The organism is Pseudomonas sp. MM211 (assembly GCF_020386635.1).
GTDB lineage: Bacteria > Pseudomonadota > Gammaproteobacteria > Pseudomonadales > Pseudomonadaceae > Aquipseudomonas.
The window spans coordinates 2,289,949-2,316,647 of sequence record NZ_CP081942.1 but is presented as its reverse complement, the minus strand read 5'-3'; the positions used below and the strand labels follow the sequence as shown (position 1 = coordinate 2,316,647).

The following is a 26,699-nucleotide window of genomic DNA, read 5'->3' as shown; positions in this document are numbered from 1 at the left end:
CCTGTGAGGGCTTCGTCATGGCTTCGTGAAAAAAGCGTCAATCCCTGTGAAGAGAACGTTGCATGCGCATTCTGGTGATCGAAGACAACCGTGACATCCTCGCCAATATCCTGGATTACCTGCAGCTCAAAGGCTACGCGGCTGATTGTGCCCAGGACGGATTATCTGGTTTGCACTTGGCCACTCAGGGCCATTACGACCTGATCGTATTGGACATCATGCTGCCCGGTCTGGATGGCTATCAGCTGTGCCGGCGCTTGCGCGAAGAAGCGCGCAGCAGCATCCCGATCCTGATGCTCACCGCGCGCGATGCCCTGGAAGATCGCCTGCAGGGGCTGAGCGCCGGGGCCGATGATTACCTGGTCAAGCCCTTCGCACTCTCCGAATTGGTCGCCCGCATCGAAGCCATCCTGCGGCGCTCACAGGGCAATCGCCAGCGGATGCTGGTGGTCGCCGACCTGAGCTATGACCTCGACACGCTGAACGTGACCCGTGCCGGTACATCGATAAAACTCAACCCGCTGGGCATGAAACTGCTGGCAGTGCTGATGCAGCGCTCGCCCGCCGTGGTGCGCCGCGAGGCCCTTGAAGAAGCCTTGTGGGGCGACGATTGCCCGGACAGCGACAGCTTGCGCAGCCACATCCACCAACTCCGTCAGGCGATCGACAAACCCTTTGCCACGCCGCTGCTACACACGCTGCATGGCGTGGGTTACCGCCTGGCGGCGAATCGCGATGGACACTAAACAGCCGTTCCGCCGGCGCATTCTGATCGCCTTCGTGACCATGACCATACTGGTCAGCGGCATCTTTTCCCTGAGCATCGTGGCCATCGTCCACCTGATCGAAGAACATCTGGTTTCCGAGGAGCTCGCCCTCGAACTGGGCGCCGTTCTCGAACAGGACTTGAAGAATGGCCAAGCCCCGCGCCTTGACGCGAAAACTCGCTTCTATGCCTCCGGCTATCCGCAATACGCGATCCCGAGCCGCTATGCAGACCTGCCGGAAGGCTTCAGCGAGCAGTTCGAGGGCGAGCGAGCGTTCTACATCTTCACCCAGTTCATCGGCGGTGGGCGTTATCTGCTGGTACAGGAACAGAGCGAGTTCGAAAAGCGCGAGCAGGTGCTGTTCAACGTCGTGCTGGCCGGTTTTCTGCTCTCCGTGCTCGGCGCGCTGGCGCTGGGCTGGTTCATGTCCGAACGGGTGATGAGGCCGGTGAGCAAGCTGGCCAATCAGGTACGTCACCGCGACCAGTTATTGCCGCTGGCGCCAGCCCTGGCACCAGAATACCCCGACGATGAAGTCGGCCAACTGGCGGCGGCCTTCGACAGCACCCTGGGCCGCCTGCGCCAGTCCCTGGAGCGCGAGCGTTTGTTCACCAGCGACGTCAGCCATGAGCTGCGCACGCCGCTGATGGTCATCGCCAGCTCGTGCGAGCTGCTCTCCCAAGTCGCTCTGCAGCCAGCGCAACGCAAGCAGCTGGAACGTATCGAAAGAGCCAGCGCCGAGATGCAGGATCTGGTGCAGACCTTTCTGCAACTGGCTCGGGTCAAGGGCAACGAAAGCCTCTTCGCGGGCAGCGCCAGCCTGCGCCAGATCGCCGATGAGCAGGTCGATACCTGGTCACCGCTGATGCGCGAAAAAGGCCTCGATTTTCGCCTGGACGTGGAGGCTCAGAACGATGCCGTCTACAACCCGACCTTGCTGCGTACGGTGATGGCCAATCTGCTGCGCAATGCCCTGCACTACACCGAAACAGGCTTTGTGACGTTGACCCTGCACGCCAACGGCTTTCGCGTCGAGGACAGCGGCGTGGGCATTCCAGAGCAGCACCATGAACAGATTTTCGATCCCTTCGTGCGCGGCGAACAGGCCCGTGGCGAAGGGTTGGGCCTGGGTCTCTCGCTGGTCAAACGCATCTGCGCTCACCAGGGTTGGCAGATATCGCTACATAGCCTGCCCATTGCGGGCAGCTGTTTCCAGGTGACGTTCAAGGCGCCGCTCTAACAGTTTTTTCACATCCTTTTAACGGGTTCATCAGAAGCCGCTTCATAAGATCGGGGCACAACCACCCAGGTGCCTCGCCATGTCCAAACCCAGCCCCATCGATCTCGCCTTTTCCGGCAAATACGATCAGAAACATGCTCAGGGTTATCTGCACAAACATCAGGATGGGCTGGCCCGGCGCCTCTCTAACTGGCGCGATGTTCAGGTAGGCCGCAGTGCCCTGCGCCTGGCCGGCGACCCCAACCTGATGCTGGATCTGCCCTGTGGCGCGGGCCGCTTCTGGCCAATGCTCGCCGAGCACCCGAACCGGGTGATCCTGGCAGCCGACAACTCTGCCGACATGCTCGCCACCGCCCTCGCCGCCCAGCCGCCTGAAGTGCTCGCACGGGTGAAAACCTTCAAAACCTCAGCCTTCGATATTGGCCTGGGCGACAACTCGGTCGACTGCGTGTTCTGCATTCGTCTGCTGCATCACGTCCAATCGGCCGAGCATCGCATTGCCGCCCTGCGCGAATTTCACCGGGTCACCCGGGATACCGTAATCCTCTCCTTGTGGGTCGACGGTAACTACAAGGCCTGGCGTCGCCGCCGCCTGGAACAGCGCCGTGGCGTTGGCGAGAATCGCTTCGTGGTGCGCCGCGACGAAATCGAATTCGAGTTTCTCAAAGCCGGCTTCCAAGTGCTCGGTCACCGAGACTTTCTGCCTGGCTATGCCATGTGGCGCACCTACGTACTGCGCAAGCATGAGGTGCTGTGATGGCCACGCTACTCGGCTATCAGTCAGCCGTTCAGGCCAGCTCCACCTTCGAGCGCTGGTGGCAATGCAGCGGCGCCTGGGTGGAACCCCTAAACCAGCGCCGCGATGGCGAAAGCGGCGTGCAACTGCTGCAACCACGCAACCCATCATCCCCAGCGCTGTACAGCAAACGCCAGACCGGCCATCTGTATCGCAGCCTGCTGCATCCCTGGGGTCGCCCGACCATCGTCCGTGAGCTACTGGCCTACCAGGCATTTGCTCGACTCGGAATCACCGTGCCCACGCTGGTGTATGGCTCAGCAAGAAAACAAGCCGGGCACTGGCAGGCGCTGTTGATCACCCAGGCGCTGCCGGGCTTTATCAGCCTCGATCAGTGGTACGCAGAGGAGCGAAGCGCCGAGGAGTCGATATGCGTACTGACGGCATTGGCCAACACCCTGAAGCGCATGCATCAGGGCCGTTGGCAACATGGCTGCTGTTATGCCAAGCATATTTTCGTCAAGGTCAGCGATCTTGAGGACAACTCACCCAGCGCAGAGATCGCCCTACTCGACCTGGAAAAAAGCCGTCGCCGCTGGCGCAAAGCCGATGCCTCACGCCACGACATGCGCCAGCTACAACGCCACCGTGGGGCGATGCCCGACGAAGATTGGGATTTCCTGATGGAAGCCTATGCATCGCTGATGCAGCGCTAAAATGGGCTGCAGTACCAAGGCGTAGGGCGTATTAGCCGAAAGCGTAATCCGCCGAGTGAATCGAAAAACGCCTCGCTGTATTTGCTTTGCCATCTACAAATAAAGCTAAGGGGCGGGCTTTAGCCCGCTCCAGTGAGCGGAGCGAAAGGTTTGAACCAATTGCTATGCATTTACACACGGGTCATGATTTTACTCTTGGCTGTGTAAATAATGGTGCAAATAGCTGCCGCTAGAAATAAATACGGTTCTATTAATGATGAGAAGCTTAGGATTTGCTGGTTGAGTTCAGCTGGGTTACAACTGCCATTAGGGCATTGCATTGGAATGAACGCCATTATTGAGAACTTTGTGAGCTTTGTAATGGCGCAGAGCACAAGAGACACGAATGATAAAAAGGCAATAGCTGAGCGCTGCCTAATTGAAAATATCAACGATGCAATGCCAAACAAAGAAAATCCAGCAGCTAGAACTAACAGCTCAGGTGAAAGGATTGTCATTGTGGTGGTGTATTCATTCATATGCATAACGGCTTGAACCGCTAGTTAGGCTTTGGGATAGACACGAACTGTGGGCCAATCTAACCTTAGAAAACCAAGAGATATTGCACTGAAATTTGTTGGCAGAACACAATATTCTGCACCGCCTGGTGCGTAGCCAAGAGCTGTCCAGTTTAGAGAAACCAGCTTCCCCCACGAATACTCGAGTGAGCTGACGGCGTTAAGTAAGATTTCCTGTGGAAACTTCGAAATTTCAGCTTTCTTTAAAAAATATGCCAGCAACTCGTGCTCTGTTTTTATTGGGGGCTCTATGACGTGAATAACGTGTTGGCCTTTTTCGGCGCCGAAACCAGTGAGCCCCGTGATCGTGGCTGATCTTTCACCCTGATGTATTTTTAGTTCTTGAGACGTATCCCTCCAATCTTCGCTCAACCAGTCGTGGTTGATTCCAGAGTACGGAGCAGATACGAGAGCTGCGGCAAAGGAAATTCTGAGTGAACCTAAGTCAATAGAATACATAAGCCTAACGTTTGGTTAAGGGGCGGGCTTTAGCCGGTTCCCGTGAGCAAAGCGAACGATTTGAACCTCTAGTTAGGTGCCGGATTAACCGATAACACTGCTTCATACACTCCGCTCTCGGGGCTAAAGGGCATAAAGCTGTTTACGCCTTTTTGAACCCACAACTTGCCGCACGACTGACACTCGTAGGCCATAATAGAGCTGTTCAATAATGCGCTTCCGATAATGTCGTAGCAGGCTTCAGCCGCTTTTGGCCGCCAGGGCGTATTTCCGTATCGTTTGTCTAAATGAGCCTCTAGATTTCCAGCTTTTGCTGCAATTAATAGAGAGTTCATTTCTTGCGCCAAATCTTCAATGAAATTCTCTTCCTGCTGATCTTTTATAATCGAGGCTTTGTGGGGCAGTGAATCCGTTTGATCACGGATTATATTGCCACATGTGCATGCAAGCTTACTCATGAAGCACCTAACGTTTGGTTAAGGGGCGGGCTTTAGCCCGTCCCAGTGGGCGAGGCGAACGATTTGAACCACTTGTTAGCCGTACTGATGGACTTCGCCAAAATACCAATGCTCACAGATATATGGATTTCCATCATCATCTTCGTCGATACGCAAAACTCCAAGCTCATTAAAATCCTCCGGTAGTTCTAGCCCAAATTCTTGAGCAAGACTTTTTCCTTGAATTCTTTCAATTTTCCCGAAGCGTCCAGTTTGTTCGGCTGTGTGCTCTTTGAAATATTCTTCACTTGTATAAATGCACAACTCACTTGAGAACATGCAGGGAAATGAAATAACGCATGTGACTCTAGAGTACTCAGCGTCTTGGGGTTTGGCTTTGTATATATGGTGTGCGGCATCTATAAGTTGCTGTGCACAAAATGCTTGTATGCTCTTGGTGGTTTGCTTGCCCTCAACAAGATTTCGATACACAGGGATCTTATAGTTCCAGTACTTTTCCTCTGGTGTTAGCTGGCTTGGAAAATATCCTGAAAACGATTTTTTCCAGCGCGCCAGTGCACGTAAACGACGTGGTATGCCACGAAGTTTTTTATTGCTAAACGAAAATCTGCGAGCTGTCATAAGTATGGCTAACGTTTGGTTAAGGGGCGGGCTTTAGCCCGTCCCGAGTGAGCGAAGCGAGCGACTTGAACCAGTTGTTAGCATTGTCACTGCACAATGTACTTTGAGCAATAGAGTTTCATAGATTCTAAAGCGCTAATTACATCTTGAGCACAGTATGGTTCTGCATTGCCTTCGAATGAGTAGCGCCAGCTTACAAAGTGTGCTTTGTTTTTATTGAAAAAATCGGACATTGAGTATTTGCCACTTAGCTCTTTATTTATTTTTTCTATACCTGCTCGTGCTTCTTCAGAAAGTTGCTGGTACAGATTGTTGAGGTCATGACCTATGCCGGCATGCTCGCTTTTCGAAAATACGCGGTTATATGACGTATATCCTTCTTCGTGCGTCTCTGACCCTTCAAAAACGGTTTTTGAAAGAAGAGACTTAAGGTAAAGCTCAAGTGCGAACGTTGCATTGACGATAAATGGTGCTCCGCGATGCTTAAGCTCTTCTCTGTCAAAGAGTATGTTCGCCGCGAAATGAAACCCCTCAGCTTTATAATAAACGCTCGGCTCTATCGTACGGCGAATTTCAGCCATTGGGGGATTTCCTTGCAGATGCTAACGTTTGGTTAAGGCGCGGGCTTTAGCCCGTCGCAGTGAGCGAAGCAAACAATTTGAACCACTTATTATATGTGCGAGAACACCTGATCAATGTGAGCTCTATCATAGTTCAGAAGCAACTTGTTATGAATTTTGTATAAAGCTTGTAGTGTTTCTTTTTTTAAAGCTACCACATCCATGCCTCGATCATCATAAAGACTCAATACAAGACCTTTGGTGTGATTTATAAAATAACATTCACCGGCAATTACTGGTTGCCTTGATCCAAAGTCCGTATTTATCAAGGCTAACAATATTTTTTTGATGTTTATATCTGCGACGGTTAAACCGGATACTGTAGCCCGATGCCAGAACTCGCACTTATAACCTAAGCTTTCTGAATATAGCTCTCTGTGATCAGAGAATGCAATCTCTTTTGTGGAGCCGGTATTTATTTGGCGGAGGATATAGCACTTTTTCTTGATTCTACGCCTGCCATCAGAAAACATCTGATAGACAATTGATATTTCATCTGTGAGCGTGAAAGCTGTATCAAATATGTTCTGCGCTCTTTCTAGGGCAGCATTAAAATATTTCTCATTAAGTTGGCGCCTTTCTCGGCTGACCCAAACCCCAATTTCAGCTGGGCCAATCTCAAACCTTAACCCGAAGGGGTTATTATAGAACAAAGGCCTTTCTAGTTTGATTTCGTTTTGGCTCACGCGCACTAATTCCCTTTAGCGAATATAACGTTTGGTTAAGGGGCGGGCTTTAGCCCGTCCCAGTGAGCGAAGCGAACGGTTTGAACCGCTTGTTAGGCGCGACGCAGAGCTTCAGCGAACTCATGTTCGCATTCGGCGCCCCACCACGGAGTGACAAGCGTACCACCTAGCCCGCATAGCTTTTTCAACAGTATGAGCAGAGCGTTGACCTCGGCCGTTCCCCAAGCGCTGCCCATTCGGTAGTCGATGGTTAAGCTAGAGGGCATTACGAGAACTCCTAAATCGGGAAGCGTGCAGTTTGCAATGGTTATGCCTGCTAACACTACATGGAATGGTTCTGCTGACTCACAAATAACCAATGCTGCATCACCGCTACCTGTGAATGGTTTCTCTTTTTGCGAAGATTTGATCCAAAGGTAGCCTCCGCCAGCATTTACATTCCGGGCATTGCTTGCGAAGAGAAATTCGAAAGCTATGGATACCTTATCTGGATTTGAATATCTCACTTCCAACTCCGGAAGTGAGCCGTCATCGGTATCGAAGTATCGGAGCATTTTCATACAACGCCTAACGTATGGTTAAGGGGCGGGCTTTAGCCCGTCCCGAGCGAGCGACTTGAACCACTAGTTAGAGGCTGCGCAAGTAGTTCTGCTGTTTAACGTACCAAGACTCAGGATATGGCTGATGATCTTGTTGCTCTGACGTTGTGTATTCACCAAAATCGCTGAACTGATAGTAAATTTGCATCGCTTCGAAATGAGAGTTTGCAAAGAATAGCCAGATGCAAAAGCTGCCAGGTTCATTTAGCTCGCGCGCAGCATTGCCGGCGGGATCAAAGGCAATACAAGAGGGCAGTAATTCCCCGTGGCCACTTGGGCATAGCCAGACTTCATGGATGTAGCCGCGTAAGCTCATTGAGGCCTCTAACGTTTGGTTAAGGGGCGGGCTTTAGCCCGTCCCAGTGAGCGAAGCGAACGATTTGAACCAATTGTTATGTTTCTATGCAGCCGTATCGCACCAATGTACCGAATAACACTCATCACTCCAGCATTCTATTCTGATGGTTCCGAATTCTTTGCCAGTGCCTATTTCTTTTGAGACTACAACGCGCTCAGAGACAAGGAAATAGCTGACACATTCTGCGAGTTCATCGAAGCCGGATAAGTTTAGATTCTTTTCTTGTCCGTTAGATTCGACCTGAAGGTTTACCTGCAACACTCCCTGCTCTTCGATTCTTTTTACAGAAATACTGCTTACGAACTCAGGGCGAGAAAATTCAAATATTTCTTCGTATGTGGTCATGGCGGCTATATCAGAAGGAACATAACGTTTGGTTAAGGGGCGGGCTTTAGCCCGTCCCAGAGAGCGAAGCGAACGATTTGAACCACTTGTTATGAGGCGTACCTGCGAGTGCTTCGATGCTCTTTTGTGGGGTCATGTTTCCCGCACCACCCTTCATATTGATAGCTCCAGGATTTACCTAAGTCGTCTGTGATGCTAACAGTGCAGAGAAAAGCCTCGCCCCACGCTCGCTTGAAAATTAAGTTTAGCTTGGATGGGATGGTGTTGAATTCAATTTCTATGACTGCCTTGCATATCTGCCAAGCGTGAAACCCTTTTTTCTCTGTCTGTACCTTCAAGTACTCAAGATAAGGAGCGGCTACTTTTTTTGAGTGTTTGAAGTATGGAAGTGATTCGCCGCTGATTAGGTCTAGTTGAAATTTACTTAGACCTGCCTCTGCTGCGCAGAGATAAATAACTCCTAGTCCCCAGTAGCCATCAATGTCGTTGTATCTTGACGAGAAGCTGGAGGATATCCCGGCGGCAATTCCCTTTAGTTGTCTACGCCTGCTCACAAGCATCAAGCCTCATAACGTTTGGTTAAGGGGCGGGCTTTAGCCCGTCCCAGTGAGCGAAGCGAACGATTTGAACCAATTGTTATGTTTCTATGCAGCCGTATCGCACCAATGTACCGAATAACACTCATCACTCCAGCATTCTATTCTGATGGTTCCGAATTCTTTGCCAGTGCCTATTTCTTTTGAGACTACAACGCGCTCAGAGACAAGGAAATAGCTGACACATTCTGCGAGTTCATCGAAGCCGGATAAGTTTAGATTCTTTTCTTGTCCGTTAGATTCGACCTGAAGGTTTACCTGCAACACTCCCTGCTCTTCGATTCTTTTTACAGAAATACTGCTTACGAACTCAGGGCGAGAAAATTCAAATATTTCTTCGTATGTGGTCATGGCGGCTATATCAGAAGGAACATAACAGTGATTAGATGGAATTCTTCATTAAAGCAATAGTAGAGAATTCCGCATAATGCCGCACCACCCAACGCCAGCATAATTAAAATACTTATTTATCAGCAGCTTAAGCCCACACACCTCCCCACACTCCGTACTCGCTTGACTTGTGTATTCCCCCTGCCGCCACTACTGTATATAAAACCAGCAACACCACAGTGGAGTCGACATGGATCGTTCACCCTCCAAGCCTCGCCTACGTGAGCAGGTCAGCGCAGTGATGCGGGTGCATCACTACAGCATTCGCACCGAGCAATCTTACTGGTACTGGATTCGCTATTTCATCCGTTTCCATCGGTTGCGCCATCCGATGGAGATGGGGGCTGTGGAGGTCAGTGCTTTTCTTACGTGGCTGGCGGTAGATCGCAAGGTGGCTGCCGCGACCCAGAACCTGGCGCTGAACGCGCTGGTGTTTCTTTACAGCAAAGTGCTTGAAGTTCCACTGGGCCAACTAGGCGAGGTGGTGCGTGCCAAACGCTCGACACGTATTCCCTGTGTATTGACGCATGCTGAGGCAACGGCACTGATTGCCCAGCTTGGCCAGCCGTATCAGTTACTGGCCTCACTTATGTACGGTGCCGGTTTGCGCGTGGTGGAGGCCGCTCGCCTGCGTATCAAGGATGTGGATTTTGATCGGCAGGTGATCACCGTACATGACGGCAAGGGCGCCAAGGATCGGACGACCTTGTTACCTACCTCGCTTATCACGGTGCTGCAGGAGCGCCGGGCACGCATGCTCGCCGCCTGGGAGCGGCAAGACATTTTTTACCAGGTTCCGGTCAGCCTGCCTTTCGCCTTGCACCGCAAATATCCCAACGCAGGGCGCTCACTGGAATGGCAATGGCTGTTTCCGTCCCGAGGTGTGTGCGTGGATGAACATGGCAACGTGGTGCGCCATCACATCCACGTCAGCTCGATTCAGAAAGCGGTCAGGCAGGTTGTGCGCCGCTCCGGGCTGCACAAGCCCGCGGGCTGCCACACATTTCGGCATACCTTTGCCACCGAGCTTTTACGCCGGGGCAGCGACATTCGTACCGTGCAGACTTTGCTCGGGCATGCCGATGTGCGAACCACGCAGATTTATACCCATGTATTGGGCCAGGGCTTTGTCGGGGTGGTCAGCCCGCTCGGTTGAACCTTGTTCAGATCTGCTTACTCGGCATAGCCGCTGAGTAGCTTGGTCGCTCATGGCATGCATGTTCGTCACAGTCCCGACTCACATCACCCAATCCTTCACCACCATATGCGTCTTCACCTTGAAGACGCCCGGCAGGTTTTCGATTACCCCGCGCACTTCGGCCAGCCGCTCCATGGAGGCGGCCTCAAGGTAGATCAGCATGTCGGTTTCGCCGCTGATGCCAGAGCAGCGGCGCACTTCCGGGAATACGCGCATGCGCTCGACGTATTGTTCGCAGCGCCCGCCCGTATAGAACAGCTCCAGATAGGCCTGCACCACGACGTGGGTGGGCTCGGCAATGCGGGCGTGGTAACCCTGAATCACGCCGCCCGCTTCCAGTTGGCGGATGCGCTCGCTCACGGCGGTGCGTGACAGGTTGACCTGTCGGGCGACCTCGGTGACGGTCAGGCGCGCATCGGCGCGTAGCAAAGCGATGATGCCTTGGTCGAACTTATCCACTCGCGCTCTCTGCACCAATCTGCATAACAGGATGACGGGCATTGCCGCCGTTTCGTCGGTCGTCGCCGACGCTTCGCCAGCAGCGATCGAGGCCGCGCGGCTTTACCATAACTGCCTGGCGAATCAGCGCACCACAACTGGACGCAGCCGCCACTTCAGGACGAGCGAGAGCATACAACATGAGTCGATTGAACAAGGAATTGGGGCTGCTGCAAGGGATCGGCCTGCTGTCGACGTCACTGCTGGGCACCGGGGTTTTCGTGGTTCCCGCGTTGGCCGCCACGGCAGCCGGCGAAGTTTCCCTGTGGGCCTGGCTGCTGCTGATCGTGCTGATTCTGCCGATGGCGTTCACCTTCGCCCAGCTCGGCCGTCACTATCCCCATGCCGGCGGTGCGCCGCACTTGATCGGCCGTGCGTTCGGCGCGCGCATGGAGCGCTTGAGCGCGTTTCTGTTCCTGGCGGTGTTACCCGTGGGCTTACCGGCCGCGCTGAACATTGCCAGTGGGTTCTGGCACGCGCTGTTCGCGCTCAGCGACCTGGCGGTTCTGGCCATTCAACTGGTCACCCTGGGCATCATCTTGCTGCTCGGCCAACGCCCGGCGCGTACCTCGGGTAGCGTGCAAATAGCTATCGCCCTGGCCATCGTCGCCACCATCGCACTGATCTGGTGGAAAGCCGACTTGCCCCACGCAGAACAACCGTTGCTGCCGCCCCTGGCGGGCAATTGGCAACTGATGCCAGTGGCGTTGGGGGTGATGTTCTGGTGCTTCGTCGGCATCGAGGCCTTCACCCATCTGGGTGAGGAGTTCAAGAACCCGCAACGGGACTTTCCCTTGGCACTGTTGCTCGGCGTGGTGCTTGCCGGCCTGGTGTACTGGGCTTGCTCGGTGGCGGTGCTGAGTTTGCATGCCTACGGCGATGCCCGCACCGACGCCGCGTCCATGCCGCGCATGCTCGCTGTGCTGTTCGGTGACCAGGCTCGCTGGCTCAGCGCGAGCATCGGCTACCTGGCGTGCTTCGCGTCCATGAACGTGTATATCCAGGGTTTCGCGCGGCTGATCTGGAGCCTGGCCGACGAAGGTAAGCTGCCACGCCTACTGGCTGCCCGTAATGCCAATGGTGTGCCGGCCAGGGCGCTGCTGCTGGTGGTGCTCAGTTGCGCACTGAGCACCACGGTGATCTGGTGCCTGGGACTGTCGCTGGATCAACTGATCCGCTATGCCAACGGCAACTTCATCGTCATCTACCTACTCAGCATGGCCGCCGGCTGGATACTGCTCAAAGGCCTGTGGCGCTGGCTGGCCGGCCTCAGCGCCCTGCTCTGCAGCGGCATCTTGCTAATGCTCGGCATCGATGCGCTGTATGCCATTGGCCTGCTGGGTGTGCTGATGCTGCTCGACCGCAGGCGCCAGGCGCGTCGTAACGCCATTGCCCTGAGTTGACCGAGCGACGGACGCCAAGCTGCCAACAGTCGGGTAAACTCTCTGCAACCTCGGCCGCCCTCGCGCGGCCCTTTTGCGCCATGCCCGAAGAGATTTCCCATGCCGATCCGTCACTGTATCGTCCACCTGATCGACAAGAAGCCCGATGGCAGCCCTGCCGTGCTGCACGCCCGCGACAGCGAGCTGGGCACCTCCCAGGCCATCGAGAATATGCTGGCCGACCTCAACGAAAGCTATAACGCCAAACAGGGTAAAGCCTGGGGTTTCTTTCACGAGGAATCCGGCGCCTACCCGTTCAGTGGCTGGCTGAAAACCTACCTCGAAGAGGGTCAGGATTTCGCTGCGTTCAGCCGCCAGGCCGTGGAACATCTGCAGAAGCTGATGGAGGAATCCAACCTGTCCACCGGCGGCCATGTGCTGTTCGCTCACTATCAGCAAGGCATGACCGACTACCTGGCCATCGCCCTGCTGCACCACAACGACGGCGTGGCAGTGAACGACGCGCTGGACGTGACCGCCGCCAAGCACCTGGATCTGAGCCAGTTGCACCTGGCCGCCCGGATCAATATTTCCGAATGGCGCAACAACGCCAACTCCAAGCAGTACATCTCCTTTATCAAGGGCAAGAACGGCAAGAAGGTCTCGGAATACTTCCGTGACTTCATCGGCTGCCAGGAGGGCGTCGACGGCCCTGGCGAAACCCGCACGCTGCTCAAGGCCTTCAGCGATTTCGTCGAAAGCGAAGACCTGCCCGAAGAACAGGCCCGCGAAAAGACCAAGACACTGGTCGGCTATGCCTCCAGCCAGGCCAAGATGGGCGAGCCGATCACCCTGACTGAATTATCAGGGCTGATCGACGAAGAACGCCCCAAAGCGTTCTACGACCATATCCGCAACAAGGACTACGGCCTGTCGCCGGAAATCCCGGCAGACAAACGCACCCTCAGCCAATTCCAGCGCTTTACCGGGCGTGCCGAAGGCCTGTCGATCAGCTTCGAAGCCCACCTGCTCGGCTCGAAAGTCGAATACGACGAAACGCAAGGCACCCTGATCATCCGCAACCTGCCGACCCAACTGACCGACCAGTTGAAACGTCGCAAGGACTGAGCGGCTGCATTAGCCGACCTGACAAAACAAAGGACTGCACGATGAAAAGGATTTTGCTGATTCTCGCGGCACTGGCGACCTGGCAACAGTGGGATCGCATCGAGCCGATGCTGTTTGGCAACAGCCAGCAGGTCGCCGGCCAGGGTGAGGTAATCCTCTACGCCACCAGTTGGTGTGGTTACTGCGCCAAGACCCGGGAGTTTCTCGGTGAACGTGGCATCGCCTACACCGAGCTGGACATCGAGAAATCATCCGACGCGCGCCGCGCCTACGACGCACTCGGTGGCCGGGGCGTGCCGGTGCTCAAGGTCAATGGCACGGTGATCCACGGCTATAACCCGCAGGGGATTTTGGCGGCGTATTGAATTCAGGTGAGGAACAGGCAGCTCAAGGTGAGCTATGGTCGATCCGCTCTGCTGCGGGTCATATGGATGAGTGCTGATCTACGGCTATCCAGAGAGGCTCTCTCTTCGACAGCAAAGGGCAAGAAACCTAGTTTCGGATAAAGTAGCAAGCCTGCTGTATTTTCATTGAAGCACGAGATCTGTACCTCTGTGGCGTCATAACGGTCGAACGCCAGAGCTGTCATCGTCTCTACGATAAAGGTAGCCACGCCGTTACCTCTTGCCTCTCGGGCAACGACGACATTGCCAATACAGCAAACCCCACCCGTTTCAGCCCGATAAAAGTTAGCGAAGCCGACTACACCATTCTCGGTCTCGACAACCGTCGAATCGAATCGTTGAGCAATCGCGTTAGACAGCTGAGCTTCAGTCAAAGGGTATTGAGCTTTCGGGAACATATAGAACAGTTCCTGAGCGTTAAGGGGAAAGCTACAAATCGTTTTGATGTCATCAGCCTTCACAGGCCTGTGTTGCAATATCATTGCGCGTCCTTGAGGTCTTTGCTTTCGGCACTCTAGCTCATCAATATCTGATCAAACACTTTGCCTAGCTATCGGGACACACATCGATGCGATTGCAGCCGTTCTGCGACCGGTAGCTATCGGCAAAAAGCAGTCATCAGCCTGCCTACTAACAAATCTGTCACCTTTTCCTAGAACGACTAATCCGTCCAAGCAACAAACCTATCAAGACACCGGCATTACCCTGCCAAAAGGGCTGTTTTGATCATCATGATCTCCAGTAGTGAATGGAGCGCCCTCAATATGGTAGACCTTCGGTTCTTCCGAAAAGTATTGCTCTAAACCCATCATGAACACCCGATGGTCTTCACTCGCTTCGAAGCCCGGGGTGTGATCCTCGAGGGATTGCCAATGCACTATCAAGTTGAATAGCTGGGGTGTTTCGATACCTTGCGCAAGCATGTGACCGCCGTAACCTTTTGCGCGGCTGAGCAAAGGCGCAACTTCGGCGAATGCACGTTTGAACTGTTCAATCTGTTCTTTGTGAACGGGCAGCAAAGCGATTTCATAAATCATGGGGCACTCCCTTCGAGCTAGTTCAGCGGTTACACATTGGCACTGACGAGATGAGTCTGTGGCTCGACTGCAATGGCGATTTTCCCCCGGAGACCGTTGTTTGGGCTCTCCAGCAGGGCGTGGGCGAGAGGAATGTCAGCAAGCGAGTAGACCGCGCCAACATGTGGCCGCAGCTGCCCGCGCTCTACCAGTGCGCTCAACTCATCAAGCTTGCCGCGGTTCTGTCGGGTGAAAACGAAGTGATAACTGGCGTTTTTGCCCCACGCCTGGACAACGTTTTGTGGCTGTGCGATGTCGACGATCGAGACCAGGCGGCCAAGTTGGGCGAGCGCGTCGGGGCTACGCGACAAGGTGTTGCCGCCGATGGTGTCGAACACCACATCGACGCCGTGACCACCGGTTTCCCGCAGGATGGCGTCGACGTAATCCTCCTTTTCGTAGTCGATGACCACATCGGCACCCAAGCTGCGTGCGAACTCAAAGTTTGCTTCGCGCACGGTGGTGAACACCCTGGCGCCCACTGCTTTTGCCAGCTGGATCGCGACATGACCGACGCCGCCCGCACCGCCGTGCACCAGGATGCTCTCCCCCACTCTGAGCGCCGCACGCACGACCAATGCTTCCCACGCAGTTCCGCCGACCAGGGTCAGGCTGGCCGCCTCGAGATGGCTCAGCGCAGAAGGTTTCTTGCCGATGATGCTTTCAGCGGCAACGTGATACTCGGCATAACTTCCAGGGCCGTCAAAAATTTGCGGGGTGTACCAGACTTCGTCGCCAGGCACGAAGCTCGTTACACCTGTCCCGACGGCTTCGACAACGCCAGATACGTCATGCCCGGTAATAGTCGGCAGCGGCACCAGGTCGGAATAATCACCACGCCGGACCTGGAAATCCAACGGATTGATGGAGGTTGCGTGTACCCGCACCAGTACTTGTCCGGCGTGCGGAACAGGCTTGGGCGCCTCGCAAAGCTCGAACGATTCCGGGCCGCCAAATGATTTAAGTATCAACGCTTTCATTGTAGATCCTCACTTCGATAAAAAGGGATATCGAGATTTTTCGATATGATGTGGTAAAAATTTACACGCTTTCGACCCTGATCCCAGCCGATGGCGATTCAGCGTTTATTGAAAAGATATATCGCGAATTATCGATATATACAGTTAAATAATCAGAGCTCTTTTCCTATGAGCTCGGCAAGCGCACTGATGGTTTCTTCATTGCGCTTGTAGTAGGTCCACTGCCCGACTCGCCTGACTTTGACCAAGCCCGCTCGTTGCAGAGTTGCAAGGTAATCAGACACCGTTGACTGCGACAGCCCTACGCCCTCTTGAATGCTGCTGACGCAGACACCCACTGTATGCACGTCCCCTTCATCCTGTGGAGGGAAATTCTTCACCGGCCCTTCAACCCTTTGAGGATTTCAAGGCGCGTGCGGTTTGAGAGAGCTTTGAATACATCGATCAATTCCATAAACCGATAATATCGAGATTTACCGATATGTCAATACAGCTCAACCGGCGCGATAGTCGAACGCCTTAGTGGCCCCCAAATGCAAGGCGCCACCACCGGCCAAAAGCGGGCGCTCAGAGTACGCAAAATAAATCTGCACTCCCTACGCATGTCGATGGCCGAAGGCGAGCGCCCATTCGACCGCGACACGTTCTAAGAATGATCCAGCCTATGCGGTGCCTGATTGATCTTGCCCCTCAGCGCAACAGGTAGCGCGAGCGACAGCGCCCAAATCACCAAAGCTCAAGGCAAGAAGTATTCGGCACCCAATTCAGTTGCCAGACGCTCCTTCAAAGCTGCAGAAAGCTTGTTCACCGCGTCCACAGGGCCGTGGTGAATACCTACTTCGAATATCTCGCCCGCCCTGTTCATGCTGAGCGTTAAAACGCCGTGGAGGTCAATGCCACCGAACGCCTGCGCGTCGTATTCGAGTAATTGCCTGTCCCCAAAAGCGCCACGAAACACCACCGAATGTGATTCGTACAACCCGCCTGCAGCCTGGACGACCTTGATGATCGCATCCCTACCCTGCAGGGAGCGGTTGAGCACTGACGAAATCAGAATCGCGTCTGGTGCCAATTGATTCAGCCATGACGGCGATAGCGCCGGTGCCGACTGCACGCTCACGACGCAATCCTCAATACCACCTTACCCGTGGTACTTCCCTGCTCCACCAGCGCATGCGCCTGTGCGCCCTCACTTAGCGGAAACTCATGACTGACATGCGGTGTTAATTGACCCGACTCAACCCACGCAGCCAGTTGCTGGAGGCCGGCGCTATCAGGCTCAACGGCAATGCTGGAGAAGCGTCGTCCAGCGTCGGCGGCCAGCGCTGGCATGTGGCCGTGACTGAGTCCCATGGACGTAACGACGATGCCGTCTGGTTTGAGCACTGGCAAAGAACGCTCAGCGTATCCATGGCCAACCGTATCGAACACCACATCGATATCACTTAGCACGGTGGTGAAATCGGTGGTCTGGTAATCAATCACCTCATCGGCTCCGAGACTGCGCACGAAGTCGTGTTTGCCGGCACTGGCTGTAGTGATGACGTGCGCCCCTAGCGCCTTGGCAATCTGCACCGCGATGTGACCTAACCCACCGCCGCCACCATGGATAAGCACCCGCTGGCCTGGTTCGACCTGCGCGATTTCACCCAACGCTTGAAAGGCTGTAAGCCCGACCAATGGCAGCGCTGCGGCCTGCGTGTGGCTCAGGCGAGCCGGTTTCAACCAAAGGTGACGAGATGGCGCGGCAACGTAATCTGCGTAAGCATTGGCGGCACGCGGGAACAGCGGCATGCCAAATACCTCGTCACCCACTTTGAAGCGCGTAGAGCCAATATCGACTTCTTCAACAACACCGGAGACGTCCCAGCCCGGTACAAATGGTGCTGCGCCCAAAAGTGGGAATGCACCCGACCGCACAAGCAAATCGACCGGATTGATGGAGGCGGCGTGCACACGCAGCAGCACCTCGGTGAAGTTTCGAACGGGCTTGGGGGCATCGATCAACTCCAGGACTTCAGGGCCACCAACGCGGTATTGAATCAAGCTCTTCATGGTTCTAGCTTCTCAGATAAAAGCTCTGAAATAGAGCTAGCGGAGCTATACTCAGCGACATGATCTCCTTTGTAAATTAGGCACCTTTTAGTGCTATAGGTACCCAATGGATACTACCTTCAATCATATTCCTCGAGCCAAGATCGGCAAACTACGGGCAGGTGATGTTTACGATGTCACTTGCCCGTCGCGTAGCGTGATTCAAATGCTCGCGGATAAATGGACCATGCTGGTTATCTATTCACTGTCGTCGGGGCCGATGCGTTTCGGCGAACTGCGCAGGCAAGTGGACGGCGTGACGCAAAAGATGCTCACGCAAACTCTGCGTTTACTTGAGCGCGACGGTTTGGTCTTGCGCGTGGTCTATCCGAGTGCGCCGCCCAGCGTGGAGTATTCGCTGACGCAGCTGGGTGAGAGCATCACCGCAATTACCGAACAGATGTGTCTCTGGGCTCAGGACAATATGAAGCCGGTGTTGGTTGCCCGACTAAATTACGACACCCGCGTGGCACGCGTAGAGCAACCGCTCCCAAGCACCGCGCCGGGGCGCCGCGCAAGAAACCAACCCACGTGATAGCCATGCCGATCAGCAAGCTGCTGCGTGGTAAAGCCGTTGTTGCCACGCACTGAGCCTGTCGCTCAATGAGCGCGCCCGCCGACGCCGTCGCTGTCATGCCGCCACTGCCGTGGGCTGACGCCGAACCAACGGCGGAAGGCGCGTGAGAAGGCGCTGACCTCCGAGTAACCGAGCAGCGGTGCCAGGTTGGAGATGGGCAACTGGTGCTGGCGCAGGTAGTGAGTGGCCAGCTCGCAGCGCAGCTTGTCCACCATCGTCGAGAAGTTCAGGCCCTGGTCGCGCAGCCGACGCTGCAGTGACCAACTGCTCATGCCGAGCTGTTCGGCAGCCAACTCCAATACGGGTTCGCCGGTCAGCAACTGCTGACGAATCTGCTCGCGAACGTCATCGGCTATATCGCGTTCCCCTCGCCCGCTCAGGTTGCTGAGCTGGTTCAATGAGTCCTGCATCACCAGCAAAAGTACCGGGTCGCTCTGCGGCATGGCGCGGTCAAGGCCGCGCTTGGGAATGAGCAGCGAGTTGAAAGGCTGCTCGAAGTACACCGGCGCATCGAAGACTTTGCAGTGCTCATGCCATTGCTCGGGGCGTGGGTGCTCGAAATGCACCGCCCGCGGCGCCCACTGGTGACCGAGCACGTGACGCACCAGATTGAGCACCATGCCCAGGGTCAGCTCGGCATCCTGACGGCGGCAGAGAATGGCACCGTGGCGCACCTGATAGTCGAAGCGGTAGCACTCCCCCTCATCCACCAGGCGAATCAGGCTGTTGCGCTGGTGCAGGGGAAAGGCACGGGAGAAATTGATCAGCGCCTGCTCGACCGTCGCTGAACAGAGCCCGATATAGCCAAGCAAGCCCAGCGCCTGAGGCTTGAACTGCTGCCCGTAGTACAGGCCGAAGTTGTCGCAACCGGATTGCCGTGAGGCCTCTTCCAGAACCTGGCAGTAATTGGGCAGGGCCAGGCTTAGCGTCGGGTGGCGCAGCGATTCCGGGTCGATACCGGAGACGCCAAGAATGCGATCCGCATCGCCACCATGCTTTGCGATAAAACCGCACAGACCGCTGGCAGCGGCCGCCAAGACGCCGCTATTGGTTTGCCCACCGGATAACAGGGAAAAACCAGCAGACAGACCGGGCTGGGCGAGAACGGAGCTCATGGCGCCTCCTTCGTGACAATTTATGTCTGGAAGCAAGAAGCACGCCGCCCTTCGTAAGATCGACTGGACAGGCTCTGCACGGAGGGTCCGCGGACAGAAGGTCAAATCGCGCCCGACTGCAAAAGCCCCAAAACGAGTCATTCGGAAACACCCGCACCAAAACGAGGCGCACCATTTGACTCATCACGACATGGCCCCGACTGCTCGCGAAATTTGACTTTGCAGAACAGCCAGCCTCGCCTAGCGTCAAGTCGGCCACATGAATTCGCCTCATAGTTCGAGCGAGCTCCGGTCGAACCGTCGACTCCTTTACAACTACAAGAAACCGTCCTTGGGAGAACTGTCATGATCTACGCCAAACCCGGTACCGCAGGCGCCGTCGTCACCCTCAAGCCGCGCTACGGCAACTACATCGGTGGCGAATTCGTCGCCCCGGTCGCTGGCCAGTACTTCACCAACACCAGCCCGGTGGATGCCTCGGTGATCGGTGAATTCCCTCGCTCCGACGCCAAGGACATCGACAAAGCCCTGGACGCCGCCCATGCCGCCGCCGATGCCTGGGGCAAAACCTCGGTGCAGGATCGCGCGCTGGTTCTGCTGAAGATTGCCGACCGCATCGAAGCCAACCTCGAACTGCTCGCCGTCGCGGAAACCTGGGACAACGGCAAGGCCGTGCGCGAAACGCTGAACGCCGACGTGCCGCTAGCCGCCGATCACTTCCGTTACTTCGCTGGCTGCATCCGCGCCCAGGAAGGCAGCGCGGCAGAGATCAACGAACACACCGCCTCCTATCACTTCCACGAACCGCTGGGTGTGGTCGGGCAGATCATCCCCTGGAACTTCCCGCTGTTGATGGCCGCGTGGAAGCTGGCTCCGGCGCTGGCTGCCGGCAACTGCGTGGTACTCAAGCCCGCCGAGCAGACGCCGCTGTCGATCACCTTGTTCGCCGAAGTGGTCGGCGATCTGCTGCCGTCGGGCGTGCTCAACATCGTTCAGGGTTATGGTCGTGAAGCCGGCGAAGCGCTGGCTACCAGCACACGCATCGCCAAGATCGCCTTTACCGGCTCCACCCCGGTCGGCTCGCACATCATGAAATGCGCCGCCGCCAACATCATCCCAAGCACCGTGGAGCTGGGCGGCAAGTCACCGAACGTGTTCTTCGAAGACATCATGCAGGCCGAGCCGACGTTCATCGAGAAAGCCGCTGAAGGCCTGGTGCTGGCTTTCTTCAATCAGGGCGAGGTGTGTACCTGCCCGTCCCGCGCGCTGGTGCAGGAGTCGATCTTCGAGCCGTTCATGGTCGAGGTGATGAAGAAGATCAAGGCCATCAAGCGCGGCAACCCGCTGGATACCGAGACCATGGTTGGCGCTCAGGCTTCGCAGCAACAGTACGACAAGATCCTCAGCTACCTGGAGATCGCCCAGCAGGAAGGTGCCGAACTGCTCACCGGCGGTGCCACCGAGAAGCTCGAGGGTGACCTGGCGGGCGGTTATTACATCCAGCCGACCCTGCTCAAGGGCACCAACAAGATGCGCGTGTTCCAGGAAGAGATCTTCGGCCCGGTGGTCGGCGTGACCACCTTCAAGGACGAAGCCGAGGCCCTGGCCATCGCCAACGACACCGAGTTCGGCCTGGGCGCCGGCGTGTGGACGCGCGACATCAACCGCGCCTACCGCATGGGCCGTGGCATCAAGGCCGGCCGCGTATGGACCAACTGCTACCACCTGTACCCGGCGCACGCTGCCTTTGGCGGCTACAAAAAGTCCGGGGTCGGGCGTGAAACCCACAAGATGATGCTTGACCACTACCAGCAGACCAAGAACCTGCTGATCAGCTACGACATCAATCCGCTGGGCTTCTTCTGATCTGCCGATTTGCCATAGATAGCCAACCCATAAAGCAGCGCTCGCCGCACCGCGGCGGGCGTGAAGGAGTCCTAAAATGTCCAAAGAGACACTGTCCACACCCTCACAGAGTGGTGTGGAAACCGAAGCCGTTGGCGCCGAGTACTTCGCCAACCGGCAATTGAAGCAAGGCGCTGCCGGCTGGATCCTGTTGATCGGCCTCGGCGTTGCCTACGTGATTTCCGGCGACTACGCCGGCTGGAACTTCGGCCTGGCGCAAGGCGGCTGGGGCGGCATGTTCATCGCCACGCTGCTGATGGCGACCATGTACTTGTGCATGTGCTTCTCGCTGGCCGAACTGTCCTCGATGATCCCTACCGCAGGCGGCGGCTACGGTTTCACGCGTACCGCCTTCGGCCCGTGGGGCGGCTTCCTCACCGGCACGGCGATCCTCATCGAATACGCCATCGCTCCCGCCGCCATCGCCTGCTTCATCGGCGCCTACTGCGAGTCGCTGTTCGGCGTTGGCGGCTGGATCATCTACCTGGTGTTCTACGTGGTGTTCATCGGCATTCACATCCTCGGTGCCGGTGAGGCGCTGAAGCTGATGTTCGTCATCACCGCCGTCGCAGCCATCGCCCTGGGCGTGTACATCGTGGCCATGGTGCCGCACTTCCAGGTCGCCAATCTGTTCGATATTCCCGCTACCGAAGCCACTGGGGCCAGCAGCTTCTTGCCGTTCGGCTACCTGGGCATCTGGGCCGCCCTGCCCTACGGCATCTGGTTCTTCCTGGCGGTAGAAGGCGTGCCGCTGGCCGCCGAGGAAACCAAGGATCCCAAGCGCGACCTGCCACGCGGCTTGATCGGCGCCGTACTGGTACTGCTGGTGTTTGCCGGGCTGATTCTGCTGGTCGGCCCTGGCGCTGCCGGTGCACAGTCGCTGGTGGCTTCGGGCAACCCGCTGGTCGAATCGCTAGTCAAGGTCTACGGCGGTTCCACCTGGATGAGCCAGTTCGTCAACCTAGTGGGTCTGGCCGGCCTGATCGCCAGCTTCTTCTCGATCATCTACGCCTATTCGCGGCAGATCTTCGCCCTGTCGCGCGCCGGCTATCTGCCACGTAGCCTGTCGCTGACCAACCGCAACAAGGCACCGGTGATGGCGCTGATCGTACCGGGCATCATCGGCTTCGGCCTGTCGCTGACCGGCCAGGGCGACCTGCTGATTCTGGTCGCGGTATTCGGGGCCACAGTGTCCTATGTGCTAATGATGGCGGCGCACATCACCCTGCGCACCCGTCGTCCTGACATGCCGCGCCCGTACCGTACGCCTGGTGGCGTGGTGACGTCTTCGGTGGCTCTGGTGCTGGCAGCGGTCGCGCTGGTGGCCTGCTTCCTGGTCGACCTGCGCGTCGTGATCGGCGCTGCCATCATCTACGCTCTGTTCATTGCCTACTTCGCCTTGTACAGCCGCCACCACCTGGTGTCCGGTACGCCGGAGGAAGAGTTCGCCGCCATCCAGGCAGCCGAACGCTCCCTGCGCTGATTTGCCCAAGTGGCCGCTCCGGCGGCCACGACAATGAGGGCACTTCTAAAAACGTAGGCGAGGCAGTCAGCGCAAGGCGAAAACAGGCGAGGAAGCGGAGTTTACGAGTTGTAAATGAGCATTCCGATCGGACTCGCGCACGAGCCTGTTTTCAACGCAGCGATGACAACGCAGGTAGTTTTTAGAGGTGCCCGGGAGAAAGGATATGGCTCGCTTCACTCATACCATCGGCAACATGACCTGGAGCTTCGACAGCCTGCGCGAGCTGATGGCCAAGGCCAGCCCGGCGCGCTCCGGCGACTATCTGGCAGAGGTCGCCGCGCAAAGCGATGCCGAACGCGCCGCGGCACAGATGGCCCTGGCCAACGTACCGCTCAAGCATTTCCTGCAGGAAGCGCTGATCCCCTACGAAAAGGACGAAGTCACCCGGCTGATCATCGACACCCACGATGCAGCCGCCTTCGCCCCGGTTAGCCACCTCACGGTTGGCGGCCTGCGCGACTGGCTGCTCGGTGAAGCCGCCGACGAAAACAGCCTGAGCGCCCTGGCGCCGGGGCTGACGCCGGAGATGGCGGCTGCCGTCTCGAAAATCATGCGTGTGCAGGATCTGATTCTGGTCGCGCAAAAAATCCGTGTCGTGACGCGTTTTCGCAACACGGTGGGCCTGCGCGGGCGGATGTCCACCCGGCTGCAGCCCAACCACCCCACCGACGATCCGGCCGGCATCGCCGCCAGCATTCTCGACGGCCTGCTCTACGGCAATGGCGATGCGATGATCGGCATCAACCCGGCCACCGACAGCGCGAGTTCGATCCGCGCGCTGCTGGACATGCTCGATGCGATCATCCAGCGCTATGAAATCCCCACCCAGTCCTGCGTTCTGACCCACGTCACCAGCTCCATCGCCGCCATCGAGCGCGGCGCACCGCTGGATCTGGTGTTCCAGTCGATCGCCGGTACCGAAGCGGCCAACGCCAGTTTCGGGGTCACCCTCAAGGTGCTGCAGGAAGGTTACGACGCCGGCCTGAGCCTCAAGCGCGGCACGCTGGGCAACAACCTCATGTACTTCGAAACCGGCCAGGGCAGCGCCCTGTCGGCCAACGCCAACCACGACGTCGACCAACAGACCTGCGAAACCCGCGCCTATGCCGTGGCCCGGCACTTCAACCCGTTTCTGGTCAATACAGTGGTCGGCTTCATCGGCCCCGAGTACCTGTACAACGGCAAGCAGATCATCCGCGCCGGCTTGGAAGATCACTTCTGCGGCAAGCTGCTCGGCGTGCCCATGGGCTGCGACATCTGCTACACCAACCATGCCGAAGCCGATCAGGACGACATGGACACACTGCTGACCCTGCTCGGCACCGCTGGCATCAACTTCATCATGGGCATTCCCGGCTCTGACGACGTGATGCTCAATTACCAGACCACCTCGTTCCACGATGCCCTCTACGCGCGCAAAGTGCTCGGCCTGCATGTCGCGCCGGAATTCGAACAGTGGCTGGCGCGCATGGGCATCTTCCAGCAGCAAGGCGGTCAACTACGCATGGGCGACGAGCTGCCGCCGGTGTTCCGCCAGGCCCTGGCGCAACTGGCTTAAGAGGACGTCATGTCAGACAAATCCCCCGCTACCGAAAACCCCTGGCAGCAGTTGCGGCAACTGACCCCAGCCCGTATCGCCCTCGGGCGGGCGGGCACCAGCCTGCCAACTGCCGCGCAGCTGGATTTCCAGTTCGCCCATGCCCAGGCCCGTGACGCCGTGCACCTGCCGTTCGACCATGAGGGCCTGCGTGAGGAGCTGCAGGGCCGTGGCCTCGACACCCTGCTGGTGCACAGTGCTGCAGCGGATCGGCATATCTACCTGCAACGCCCGGATCTGGGACGACGCCTCGACGAGGAGTCCGCCAACGCGCTGGATGAGTACGCCGCAGAAAACGGCCGCGGTTACGACCTGGCTATCGTCATCGCCGATGGCCTGTCGTCACTGGCCGTGCGCCGCCACAGCCTGCCGTTTCTGGAACGGCTGCTCGATCAGCTCGGCGAAGAAGGCTGGAAACTGGCGCCCATCACCCTGGTCGAGCAGGGCCGGGTCGCCGTGGCGGACGAAGTGGGCGAACGGTTGGGGGCGAAGATGACGGTGATCCTCATCGGCGAACGCCCTGGCCTCAGCTCCCCCGACAGCCTGGGCCTGTACTTCACTTTCGCGCCGCGGGTAGGCCTCAATGACGCCTACCGCAACTGCATTTCCAACGTGCGCCTGGAAGGCCTGAGTTACGGCATGGCGACCTTCCGCCTGATGTACCTGATGCGTGAGGCCTGCCGACGCCAGCTATCGGGCGTCGACCTCAAGGACGAAGCTGAAGTGCCGACCCTGGAAAACGCCGGGCCGGGCAACTTTCTGCTCCCGGATCAGCGTTGAAGCAGTAGACCGATGGGTCAGGCCGACTGCCAAACCTCTCGCGGCTAAAGCCGCTCCCACGGTTGATGCTGCTTGTGGGAGGGGCTTTAGCCGCGATCTTTATCGAATTCTCTACCGATCAACGCGCCCTGGTGAGGAAGCCCAGGATGGCAATGGGTTGCACCTACGCGGCCCGGCCCATCCTCCGCCCTGAAAGCTAAATGCGACCATTGCACAGTACCTGTGGGAGCGGGCCATGCCCGCGAAAAAAATCACGGGCATGGACTAGGCGTCCCCGCACGTTCCCATAGGAGAAAGTGGGTTACCGTCCCGCCCTTCAGCAACCGCAACTACTAACGCCCTTCAATATGAAACCCGAGTCGCGGGAAGTGCACATGCACGACACCAGCGCGGTCATCTTCACGGCGCAGGATCAATTCCTCGGCGCCAGCGAACAGCAGCTCGCCTTCCACGGCATCCACGCCGTAATCAATCGCCGAGATGGCAACGGCCTGCCCGCTGACAAAACCATTCGGGTCAGTGAACGCCTCGTCCGGCAGCGGCGCCGGCGTGGCCTCGCGCGCCACCGTGATGGCATCCTCGCTGCTCAACGGCTCAGGCTTGCCGTGCCCCCGCGCCAGCACCCGATCCAGCCAGGCCGCGACAGCCGGGTAGCCATCGACCAGCGGCGAAGTCACCGACGTTGCACGCATGAACCACAACGGGTGAGCCATTGCGATATCGGCCAGGCTCGCCTCACCGAACAGGAACTCACCACCACCCTCCTCAAGTTGCGCCTGCAGGCGGGCCATGAAGACCGGCCACTGGTGCTTGGCTTGCTCGGCGGGCAAGCGGCTGGCCTGGCCACCAGAGAACAGCTTGGTGCGGTCGGCGATAAAGGCCTGAACGAACTCCGGAGGTGCCTTGGCAAAGCGCACGGCGATAGACTCGGGCTGGAACACCAGGCTGACCGCATGCTGGAACACCACCGAGTCGGCCCATTGGGCAAAGGCGGCAATAGCGAACGCCCGGTTGTCCGGCAACAGCGCCGGCTGCGGCTGAAAGGCTTCCAAGCGGCGCGCGATCAATGCGGTGTCGCAGTAGATATCGGCACCGATCTGCAGCACCGGCGTCTTGCGGTAGCCGCCGGTAAGGGCGGTGAGGTCTGGCTTGGGCATTACCGGTGGAATCTGCACCGAGCGCCAGGCCAGGTCTTTGAAGCCGAGCAACAGACGCGCCTTTTCGGCGAAGGGCGACGTGGGGTAATGGTGCAGGATCAGCTCAGACATTGGAGACCTCCGGGAACGGATGAG

At 57.1% G+C, this 26,699-nt stretch carries 31 protein-coding genes and 1 pseudogene; 14 read left to right on the top strand and 18 right to left on the bottom strand.

The genetic code is table 11. The features are described 5' to 3' along the window. Positions 1–62: 62 nt before the first annotated feature. The 5 genes from K5Q02_RS10615 to K5Q02_RS10595 all read left to right on the top strand — a co-directional run bounded on the left by K5Q02_RS10615 (position 63) and on the right by K5Q02_RS10595 (position 3,993). A complete protein-coding gene (locus tag K5Q02_RS10615; RefSeq protein ID WP_225839009.1) occupies positions 63–746 on the top strand; it encodes a response regulator transcription factor in 684 nt (227 codons plus the stop codon). Then, positions 736–2,007: a sensor histidine kinase gene (locus K5Q02_RS10610; protein WP_225839007.1), complete on the top strand. Its 1,272-nt coding sequence runs from the start codon at positions 736–738 to the stop codon at positions 2,005–2,007. Before K5Q02_RS10615 ends, K5Q02_RS10610 begins: the two co-directional genes overlap by 11 nt. 79 nt (positions 2,008–2,086) lie before the next feature. After that, a complete protein-coding gene (locus K5Q02_RS10605) occupies positions 2,087–2,764 on the top strand; it encodes a class I SAM-dependent methyltransferase (RefSeq protein ID WP_225839005.1) in 678 nt (225 codons plus the stop codon). After that, positions 2,764–3,459, top strand: a complete 696-nt coding sequence (locus K5Q02_RS10600; protein ID WP_225839003.1) for a lipopolysaccharide kinase InaA family protein — start codon at positions 2,764–2,766, stop codon at positions 3,457–3,459. The genes K5Q02_RS10605 and K5Q02_RS10600 overlap by 1 nt, the downstream gene beginning before the upstream one ends. Before the next feature lie 210 nt (positions 3,460–3,669). Then, positions 3,670–3,993 carry a hypothetical protein gene (locus K5Q02_RS10595; RefSeq protein WP_225839001.1) on the top strand — a complete coding sequence of 108 codons (324 nt, stop codon included), beginning with the start codon at positions 3,670–3,672 and terminating at the stop codon, positions 3,991–3,993. An 8-nt stretch (positions 3,994–4,001) separates the two neighbouring features. Here K5Q02_RS10595 and K5Q02_RS10590 read toward each other — a convergent pair whose 3' ends face one another. The 9 genes from K5Q02_RS10590 to K5Q02_RS10550 form a co-directional block, all read right to left on the bottom strand. After that, a complete protein-coding gene (locus tag K5Q02_RS10590; protein WP_225839000.1) occupies positions 4,002–4,475 on the bottom strand; it encodes a hypothetical protein in 474 nt (157 codons plus the stop codon). 68 nt (positions 4,476–4,543) lie between these two features. Further along, the gene (locus tag K5Q02_RS10585) at positions 4,544–4,933 is read right to left on the bottom strand and encodes a hypothetical protein (protein ID WP_225838998.1); all 390 of its coding nucleotides are present in this window, start codon (positions 4,931–4,933) and stop codon (positions 4,544–4,546) included. Between the two features lie 75 nt (positions 4,934–5,008). Then, on the bottom strand, positions 5,009–5,554 hold the full coding sequence (locus K5Q02_RS10580; RefSeq protein WP_225838996.1) for a DUF3916 domain-containing protein: 546 nt from the start codon (positions 5,552–5,554) through the stop codon (positions 5,009–5,011). Positions 5,555–5,640: 86 nt separating this feature from the next. Next, a complete protein-coding gene (locus K5Q02_RS10575; RefSeq protein WP_225838994.1) occupies positions 5,641–6,135 on the bottom strand; it encodes a hypothetical protein in 495 nt (164 codons plus the stop codon). Between the two features lie 89 nt (positions 6,136–6,224). Further along, positions 6,225–6,860: a DUF3885 domain-containing protein gene (locus tag K5Q02_RS10570; protein WP_225838993.1), complete on the bottom strand. Its 636-nt coding sequence runs from the start codon at positions 6,858–6,860 to the stop codon at positions 6,225–6,227. A gap of 92 nt (positions 6,861–6,952) precedes the next feature. Next, positions 6,953–7,420 carry a hypothetical protein gene (locus tag K5Q02_RS10565; RefSeq protein ID WP_225838991.1) on the bottom strand — a complete coding sequence of 156 codons (468 nt, stop codon included), beginning with the start codon at positions 7,418–7,420 and terminating at the stop codon, positions 6,953–6,955. 67 nt (positions 7,421–7,487) lie between these two features. Further along, entirely contained in the window at positions 7,488–7,775 is a 288-nt protein-coding gene (locus K5Q02_RS10560) for a hypothetical protein (RefSeq protein ID WP_225838989.1), read from the bottom strand. Between the two features lie 84 nt (positions 7,776–7,859). Beyond that, positions 7,860–8,162: a hypothetical protein gene (locus tag K5Q02_RS10555; RefSeq protein WP_225838987.1), complete on the bottom strand. Its 303-nt coding sequence runs from the start codon at positions 8,160–8,162 to the stop codon at positions 7,860–7,862. Positions 8,163–8,806: 644 nt separating this feature from the next. Next, positions 8,807–9,109: a hypothetical protein gene (locus tag K5Q02_RS10550; RefSeq protein ID WP_225838987.1), complete on the bottom strand. Its 303-nt coding sequence runs from the start codon at positions 9,107–9,109 to the stop codon at positions 8,807–8,809. Between the two features lie 229 nt (positions 9,110–9,338). Here K5Q02_RS10550 and K5Q02_RS10545 point away from each other — a divergent pair, with 229 nt between their 5' ends. Continuing rightward, positions 9,339–10,304 carry an integron integrase gene (locus tag K5Q02_RS10545; RefSeq protein WP_225838986.1) on the top strand — a complete coding sequence of 322 codons (966 nt, stop codon included), beginning with the start codon at positions 9,339–9,341 and terminating at the stop codon, positions 10,302–10,304. 81 nt (positions 10,305–10,385) lie between these two features. Here the strand turns inward: K5Q02_RS10545 and K5Q02_RS10540 are convergent, their stop codons facing one another. Further along, positions 10,386–10,805: an Lrp/AsnC family transcriptional regulator gene (locus K5Q02_RS10540; RefSeq protein WP_225838984.1), complete on the bottom strand. Its 420-nt coding sequence runs from the start codon at positions 10,803–10,805 to the stop codon at positions 10,386–10,388. A gap of 179 nt (positions 10,806–10,984) precedes the next feature. On the opposite strand from K5Q02_RS10540, the gene yjeH reads away from it, so the two are divergent. The 3 genes from yjeH to K5Q02_RS10525 all read left to right on the top strand — a co-directional run bounded on the left by yjeH (position 10,985) and on the right by K5Q02_RS10525 (position 13,719). Then, positions 10,985–12,247 (top strand): L-methionine/branched-chain amino acid transporter, encoded by a 1,263-nt coding sequence (yjeH, locus tag K5Q02_RS10535; RefSeq protein WP_225838983.1) that lies wholly within the window; start codon positions 10,985–10,987, stop codon positions 12,245–12,247. 99 nt (positions 12,248–12,346) lie between these two features. Next, positions 12,347–13,354 (top strand): nucleoid-associated protein YejK, encoded by a 1,008-nt coding sequence (yejK, locus tag K5Q02_RS10530; protein ID WP_225838981.1) that lies wholly within the window; start codon positions 12,347–12,349, stop codon positions 13,352–13,354. Between the two features lie 41 nt (positions 13,355–13,395). Further along, positions 13,396–13,719: a glutaredoxin family protein gene (locus K5Q02_RS10525; protein ID WP_225838979.1), complete on the top strand. Its 324-nt coding sequence runs from the start codon at positions 13,396–13,398 to the stop codon at positions 13,717–13,719. 32 nt (positions 13,720–13,751) lie between these two features. Here K5Q02_RS10525 and K5Q02_RS10520 read toward each other — a convergent pair whose 3' ends face one another. The 6 genes and pseudogenes from K5Q02_RS10520 to K5Q02_RS10495 form a co-directional block, all read right to left on the bottom strand. After that, a complete protein-coding gene (locus K5Q02_RS10520) occupies positions 13,752–14,240 on the bottom strand; it encodes a GNAT family N-acetyltransferase (protein WP_225838977.1) in 489 nt (162 codons plus the stop codon). Positions 14,241–14,444: 204 nt separating this feature from the next. Then, positions 14,445–14,795 carry an antibiotic biosynthesis monooxygenase family protein gene (locus K5Q02_RS10515; RefSeq protein ID WP_225838974.1) on the bottom strand — a complete coding sequence of 117 codons (351 nt, stop codon included), beginning with the start codon at positions 14,793–14,795 and terminating at the stop codon, positions 14,445–14,447. Between the two features lie 29 nt (positions 14,796–14,824). Next, positions 14,825–15,814: a zinc-dependent alcohol dehydrogenase family protein gene (locus tag K5Q02_RS10510; protein WP_225838972.1), complete on the bottom strand. Its 990-nt coding sequence runs from the start codon at positions 15,812–15,814 to the stop codon at positions 14,825–14,827. Between the two features lie 152 nt (positions 15,815–15,966). Continuing rightward, positions 15,967–16,268: pseudogene (locus K5Q02_RS10505) on the bottom strand (ArsR/SmtB family transcription factor). 282 nt (positions 16,269–16,550) lie between these two features. After that, positions 16,551–16,934 (bottom strand): hypothetical protein, encoded by a 384-nt coding sequence (locus tag K5Q02_RS10500; protein ID WP_225838971.1) that lies wholly within the window; start codon positions 16,932–16,934, stop codon positions 16,551–16,553. Further along, complete coding sequence (locus K5Q02_RS10495) at positions 16,931–17,869, bottom strand: NADP-dependent oxidoreductase (RefSeq protein ID WP_225838969.1); 939 nt, start codon at positions 17,867–17,869, stop codon at positions 16,931–16,933. Before K5Q02_RS10495 ends, K5Q02_RS10500 begins: the two co-directional genes overlap by 4 nt. A 106-nt stretch (positions 17,870–17,975) precedes the next feature. Between K5Q02_RS10495 and K5Q02_RS10490 the strand changes: the two genes are divergently transcribed. After that, the gene (locus K5Q02_RS10490) at positions 17,976–18,443 is read left to right on the top strand and encodes a winged helix-turn-helix transcriptional regulator (RefSeq protein ID WP_225838967.1); all 468 of its coding nucleotides are present in this window, start codon (positions 17,976–17,978) and stop codon (positions 18,441–18,443) included. Between the two features lie 65 nt (positions 18,444–18,508). On the opposite strand, the gene qhpR is transcribed toward K5Q02_RS10490, so the two are convergent. Further along, entirely contained in the window at positions 18,509–19,600 is a 1,092-nt protein-coding gene (qhpR, locus tag K5Q02_RS10485) for an AraC-like transcriptional regulator QhpR (RefSeq protein WP_225838965.1), read from the bottom strand. 345 nt (positions 19,601–19,945) lie between these two features. Here qhpR and exaC point away from each other — a divergent pair, with 345 nt between their 5' ends. The 4 genes from exaC (at position 19,946) to eutC (ending at position 25,407) form a co-directional block, all read left to right on the top strand. Then, a complete protein-coding gene (gene exaC, locus K5Q02_RS10480) occupies positions 19,946–21,466 on the top strand; it encodes an acetaldehyde dehydrogenase ExaC (protein ID WP_225838963.1) in 1,521 nt (506 codons plus the stop codon). A 76-nt stretch (positions 21,467–21,542) separates the two neighbouring features. After that, complete coding sequence (gene eat / locus K5Q02_RS10475; protein WP_225838960.1) at positions 21,543–22,988, top strand: ethanolamine permease; 1,446 nt, start codon at positions 21,543–21,545, stop codon at positions 22,986–22,988. A 205-nt stretch (positions 22,989–23,193) separates the two neighbouring features. Beyond that, positions 23,194–24,588, top strand: coding sequence for an ethanolamine ammonia-lyase subunit EutB (locus K5Q02_RS10470; RefSeq protein ID WP_225838958.1), 1,395 nt, complete (start codon positions 23,194–23,196; stop codon positions 24,586–24,588). Positions 24,589–24,597: 9 nt separating this feature from the next. After that, a complete protein-coding gene (eutC, locus tag K5Q02_RS10465; protein WP_225838956.1) occupies positions 24,598–25,407 on the top strand; it encodes an ethanolamine ammonia-lyase subunit EutC in 810 nt (269 codons plus the stop codon). Positions 25,408–25,739: 332 nt separating this feature from the next. On the opposite strand, the gene K5Q02_RS10460 is transcribed toward eutC, so the two are convergent. Continuing rightward, the gene (locus K5Q02_RS10460; protein WP_225838954.1) at positions 25,740–26,675 is read right to left on the bottom strand and encodes a glutathione S-transferase family protein; all 936 of its coding nucleotides are present in this window, start codon (positions 26,673–26,675) and stop codon (positions 25,740–25,742) included. Positions 26,676–26,699: the final 24 nt, after the last annotated feature.

What these genes read in the sequence shown, in the direction of transcription:
- K5Q02_RS10595 (WP_225839001.1), top strand. Translation starts at nt 3,670, where the DNA reads ATGGTGCAAATAGCTGCCGCTAGAAATAAATACGGTTCTATTAATGAT.
- K5Q02_RS10605 (WP_225839005.1), top strand. Translation starts at nt 2,087, where the DNA reads ATGTCCAAACCCAGCCCCATCGATCTCGCCTTTTCCGGCAAATACGAT.
- K5Q02_RS10495 (WP_225838969.1), bottom strand. Translation starts at nt 17,869, where the DNA reads ATGAAGAGCTTGATTCAATACCGCGTTGGTGGCCCTGAAGTCCTGGAG.
- K5Q02_RS10490 (WP_225838967.1), top strand. Translation starts at nt 17,976, where the DNA reads ATGGATACTACCTTCAATCATATTCCTCGAGCCAAGATCGGCAAACTA.
- eat (WP_225838960.1), top strand. Translation starts at nt 21,543, where the DNA reads ATGTCCAAAGAGACACTGTCCACACCCTCACAGAGTGGTGTGGAAACC.
- K5Q02_RS10515 (WP_225838974.1), bottom strand. Translation starts at nt 14,795, where the DNA reads ATGATTTATGAAATCGCTTTGCTGCCCGTTCACAAAGAACAGATTGAA.
- K5Q02_RS10525 (WP_225838979.1), top strand. Translation starts at nt 13,396, where the DNA reads ATGAAAAGGATTTTGCTGATTCTCGCGGCACTGGCGACCTGGCAACAG.
- eutC (WP_225838956.1), top strand. Translation starts at nt 24,598, where the DNA reads ATGTCAGACAAATCCCCCGCTACCGAAAACCCCTGGCAGCAGTTGCGG.
- K5Q02_RS10610 (WP_225839007.1), top strand. Translation starts at nt 736, where the DNA reads ATGGACACTAAACAGCCGTTCCGCCGGCGCATTCTGATCGCCTTCGTG.
- K5Q02_RS10580 (WP_225838996.1), bottom strand. Translation starts at nt 5,554, where the DNA reads ATGACAGCTCGCAGATTTTCGTTTAGCAATAAAAAACTTCGTGGCATA.
- K5Q02_RS10510 (WP_225838972.1), bottom strand. Translation starts at nt 15,814, where the DNA reads ATGAAAGCGTTGATACTTAAATCATTTGGCGGCCCGGAATCGTTCGAG.
- K5Q02_RS10470 (WP_225838958.1), top strand. Translation starts at nt 23,194, where the DNA reads ATGGCTCGCTTCACTCATACCATCGGCAACATGACCTGGAGCTTCGAC.
- qhpR (WP_225838965.1), bottom strand. Translation starts at nt 19,600, where the DNA reads ATGAGCTCCGTTCTCGCCCAGCCCGGTCTGTCTGCTGGTTTTTCCCTG.
- K5Q02_RS10565 (WP_225838991.1), bottom strand. Translation starts at nt 7,420, where the DNA reads ATGAAAATGCTCCGATACTTCGATACCGATGACGGCTCACTTCCGGAG.
- K5Q02_RS10550 (WP_225838987.1), bottom strand. Translation starts at nt 9,109, where the DNA reads ATGACCACATACGAAGAAATATTTGAATTTTCTCGCCCTGAGTTCGTA.
- K5Q02_RS10560 (WP_225838989.1), bottom strand. Translation starts at nt 7,775, where the DNA reads ATGAGCTTACGCGGCTACATCCATGAAGTCTGGCTATGCCCAAGTGGC.
- K5Q02_RS10615 (WP_225839009.1), top strand. Translation starts at nt 63, where the DNA reads ATGCGCATTCTGGTGATCGAAGACAACCGTGACATCCTCGCCAATATC.
- K5Q02_RS10460 (WP_225838954.1), bottom strand. Translation starts at nt 26,675, where the DNA reads ATGTCTGAGCTGATCCTGCACCATTACCCCACGTCGCCCTTCGCCGAA.
- K5Q02_RS10555 (WP_225838987.1), bottom strand. Translation starts at nt 8,162, where the DNA reads ATGACCACATACGAAGAAATATTTGAATTTTCTCGCCCTGAGTTCGTA.
- exaC (WP_225838963.1), top strand. Translation starts at nt 19,946, where the DNA reads ATGATCTACGCCAAACCCGGTACCGCAGGCGCCGTCGTCACCCTCAAG.
- K5Q02_RS10585 (WP_225838998.1), bottom strand. Translation starts at nt 4,933, where the DNA reads ATGAGTAAGCTTGCATGCACATGTGGCAATATAATCCGTGATCAAACG.
- K5Q02_RS10575 (WP_225838994.1), bottom strand. Translation starts at nt 6,135, where the DNA reads ATGGCTGAAATTCGCCGTACGATAGAGCCGAGCGTTTATTATAAAGCT.
- K5Q02_RS10600 (WP_225839003.1), top strand. Translation starts at nt 2,764, where the DNA reads ATGGCCACGCTACTCGGCTATCAGTCAGCCGTTCAGGCCAGCTCCACC.
- K5Q02_RS10545 (WP_225838986.1), top strand. Translation starts at nt 9,339, where the DNA reads ATGGATCGTTCACCCTCCAAGCCTCGCCTACGTGAGCAGGTCAGCGCA.
- K5Q02_RS10520 (WP_225838977.1), bottom strand. Translation starts at nt 14,240, where the DNA reads ATGATATTGCAACACAGGCCTGTGAAGGCTGATGACATCAAAACGATT.
- yjeH (WP_225838983.1), top strand. Translation starts at nt 10,985, where the DNA reads ATGAGTCGATTGAACAAGGAATTGGGGCTGCTGCAAGGGATCGGCCTG.
- K5Q02_RS10590 (WP_225839000.1), bottom strand. Translation starts at nt 4,475, where the DNA reads ATGTATTCTATTGACTTAGGTTCACTCAGAATTTCCTTTGCCGCAGCT.
- yejK (WP_225838981.1), top strand. Translation starts at nt 12,347, where the DNA reads ATGCCGATCCGTCACTGTATCGTCCACCTGATCGACAAGAAGCCCGAT.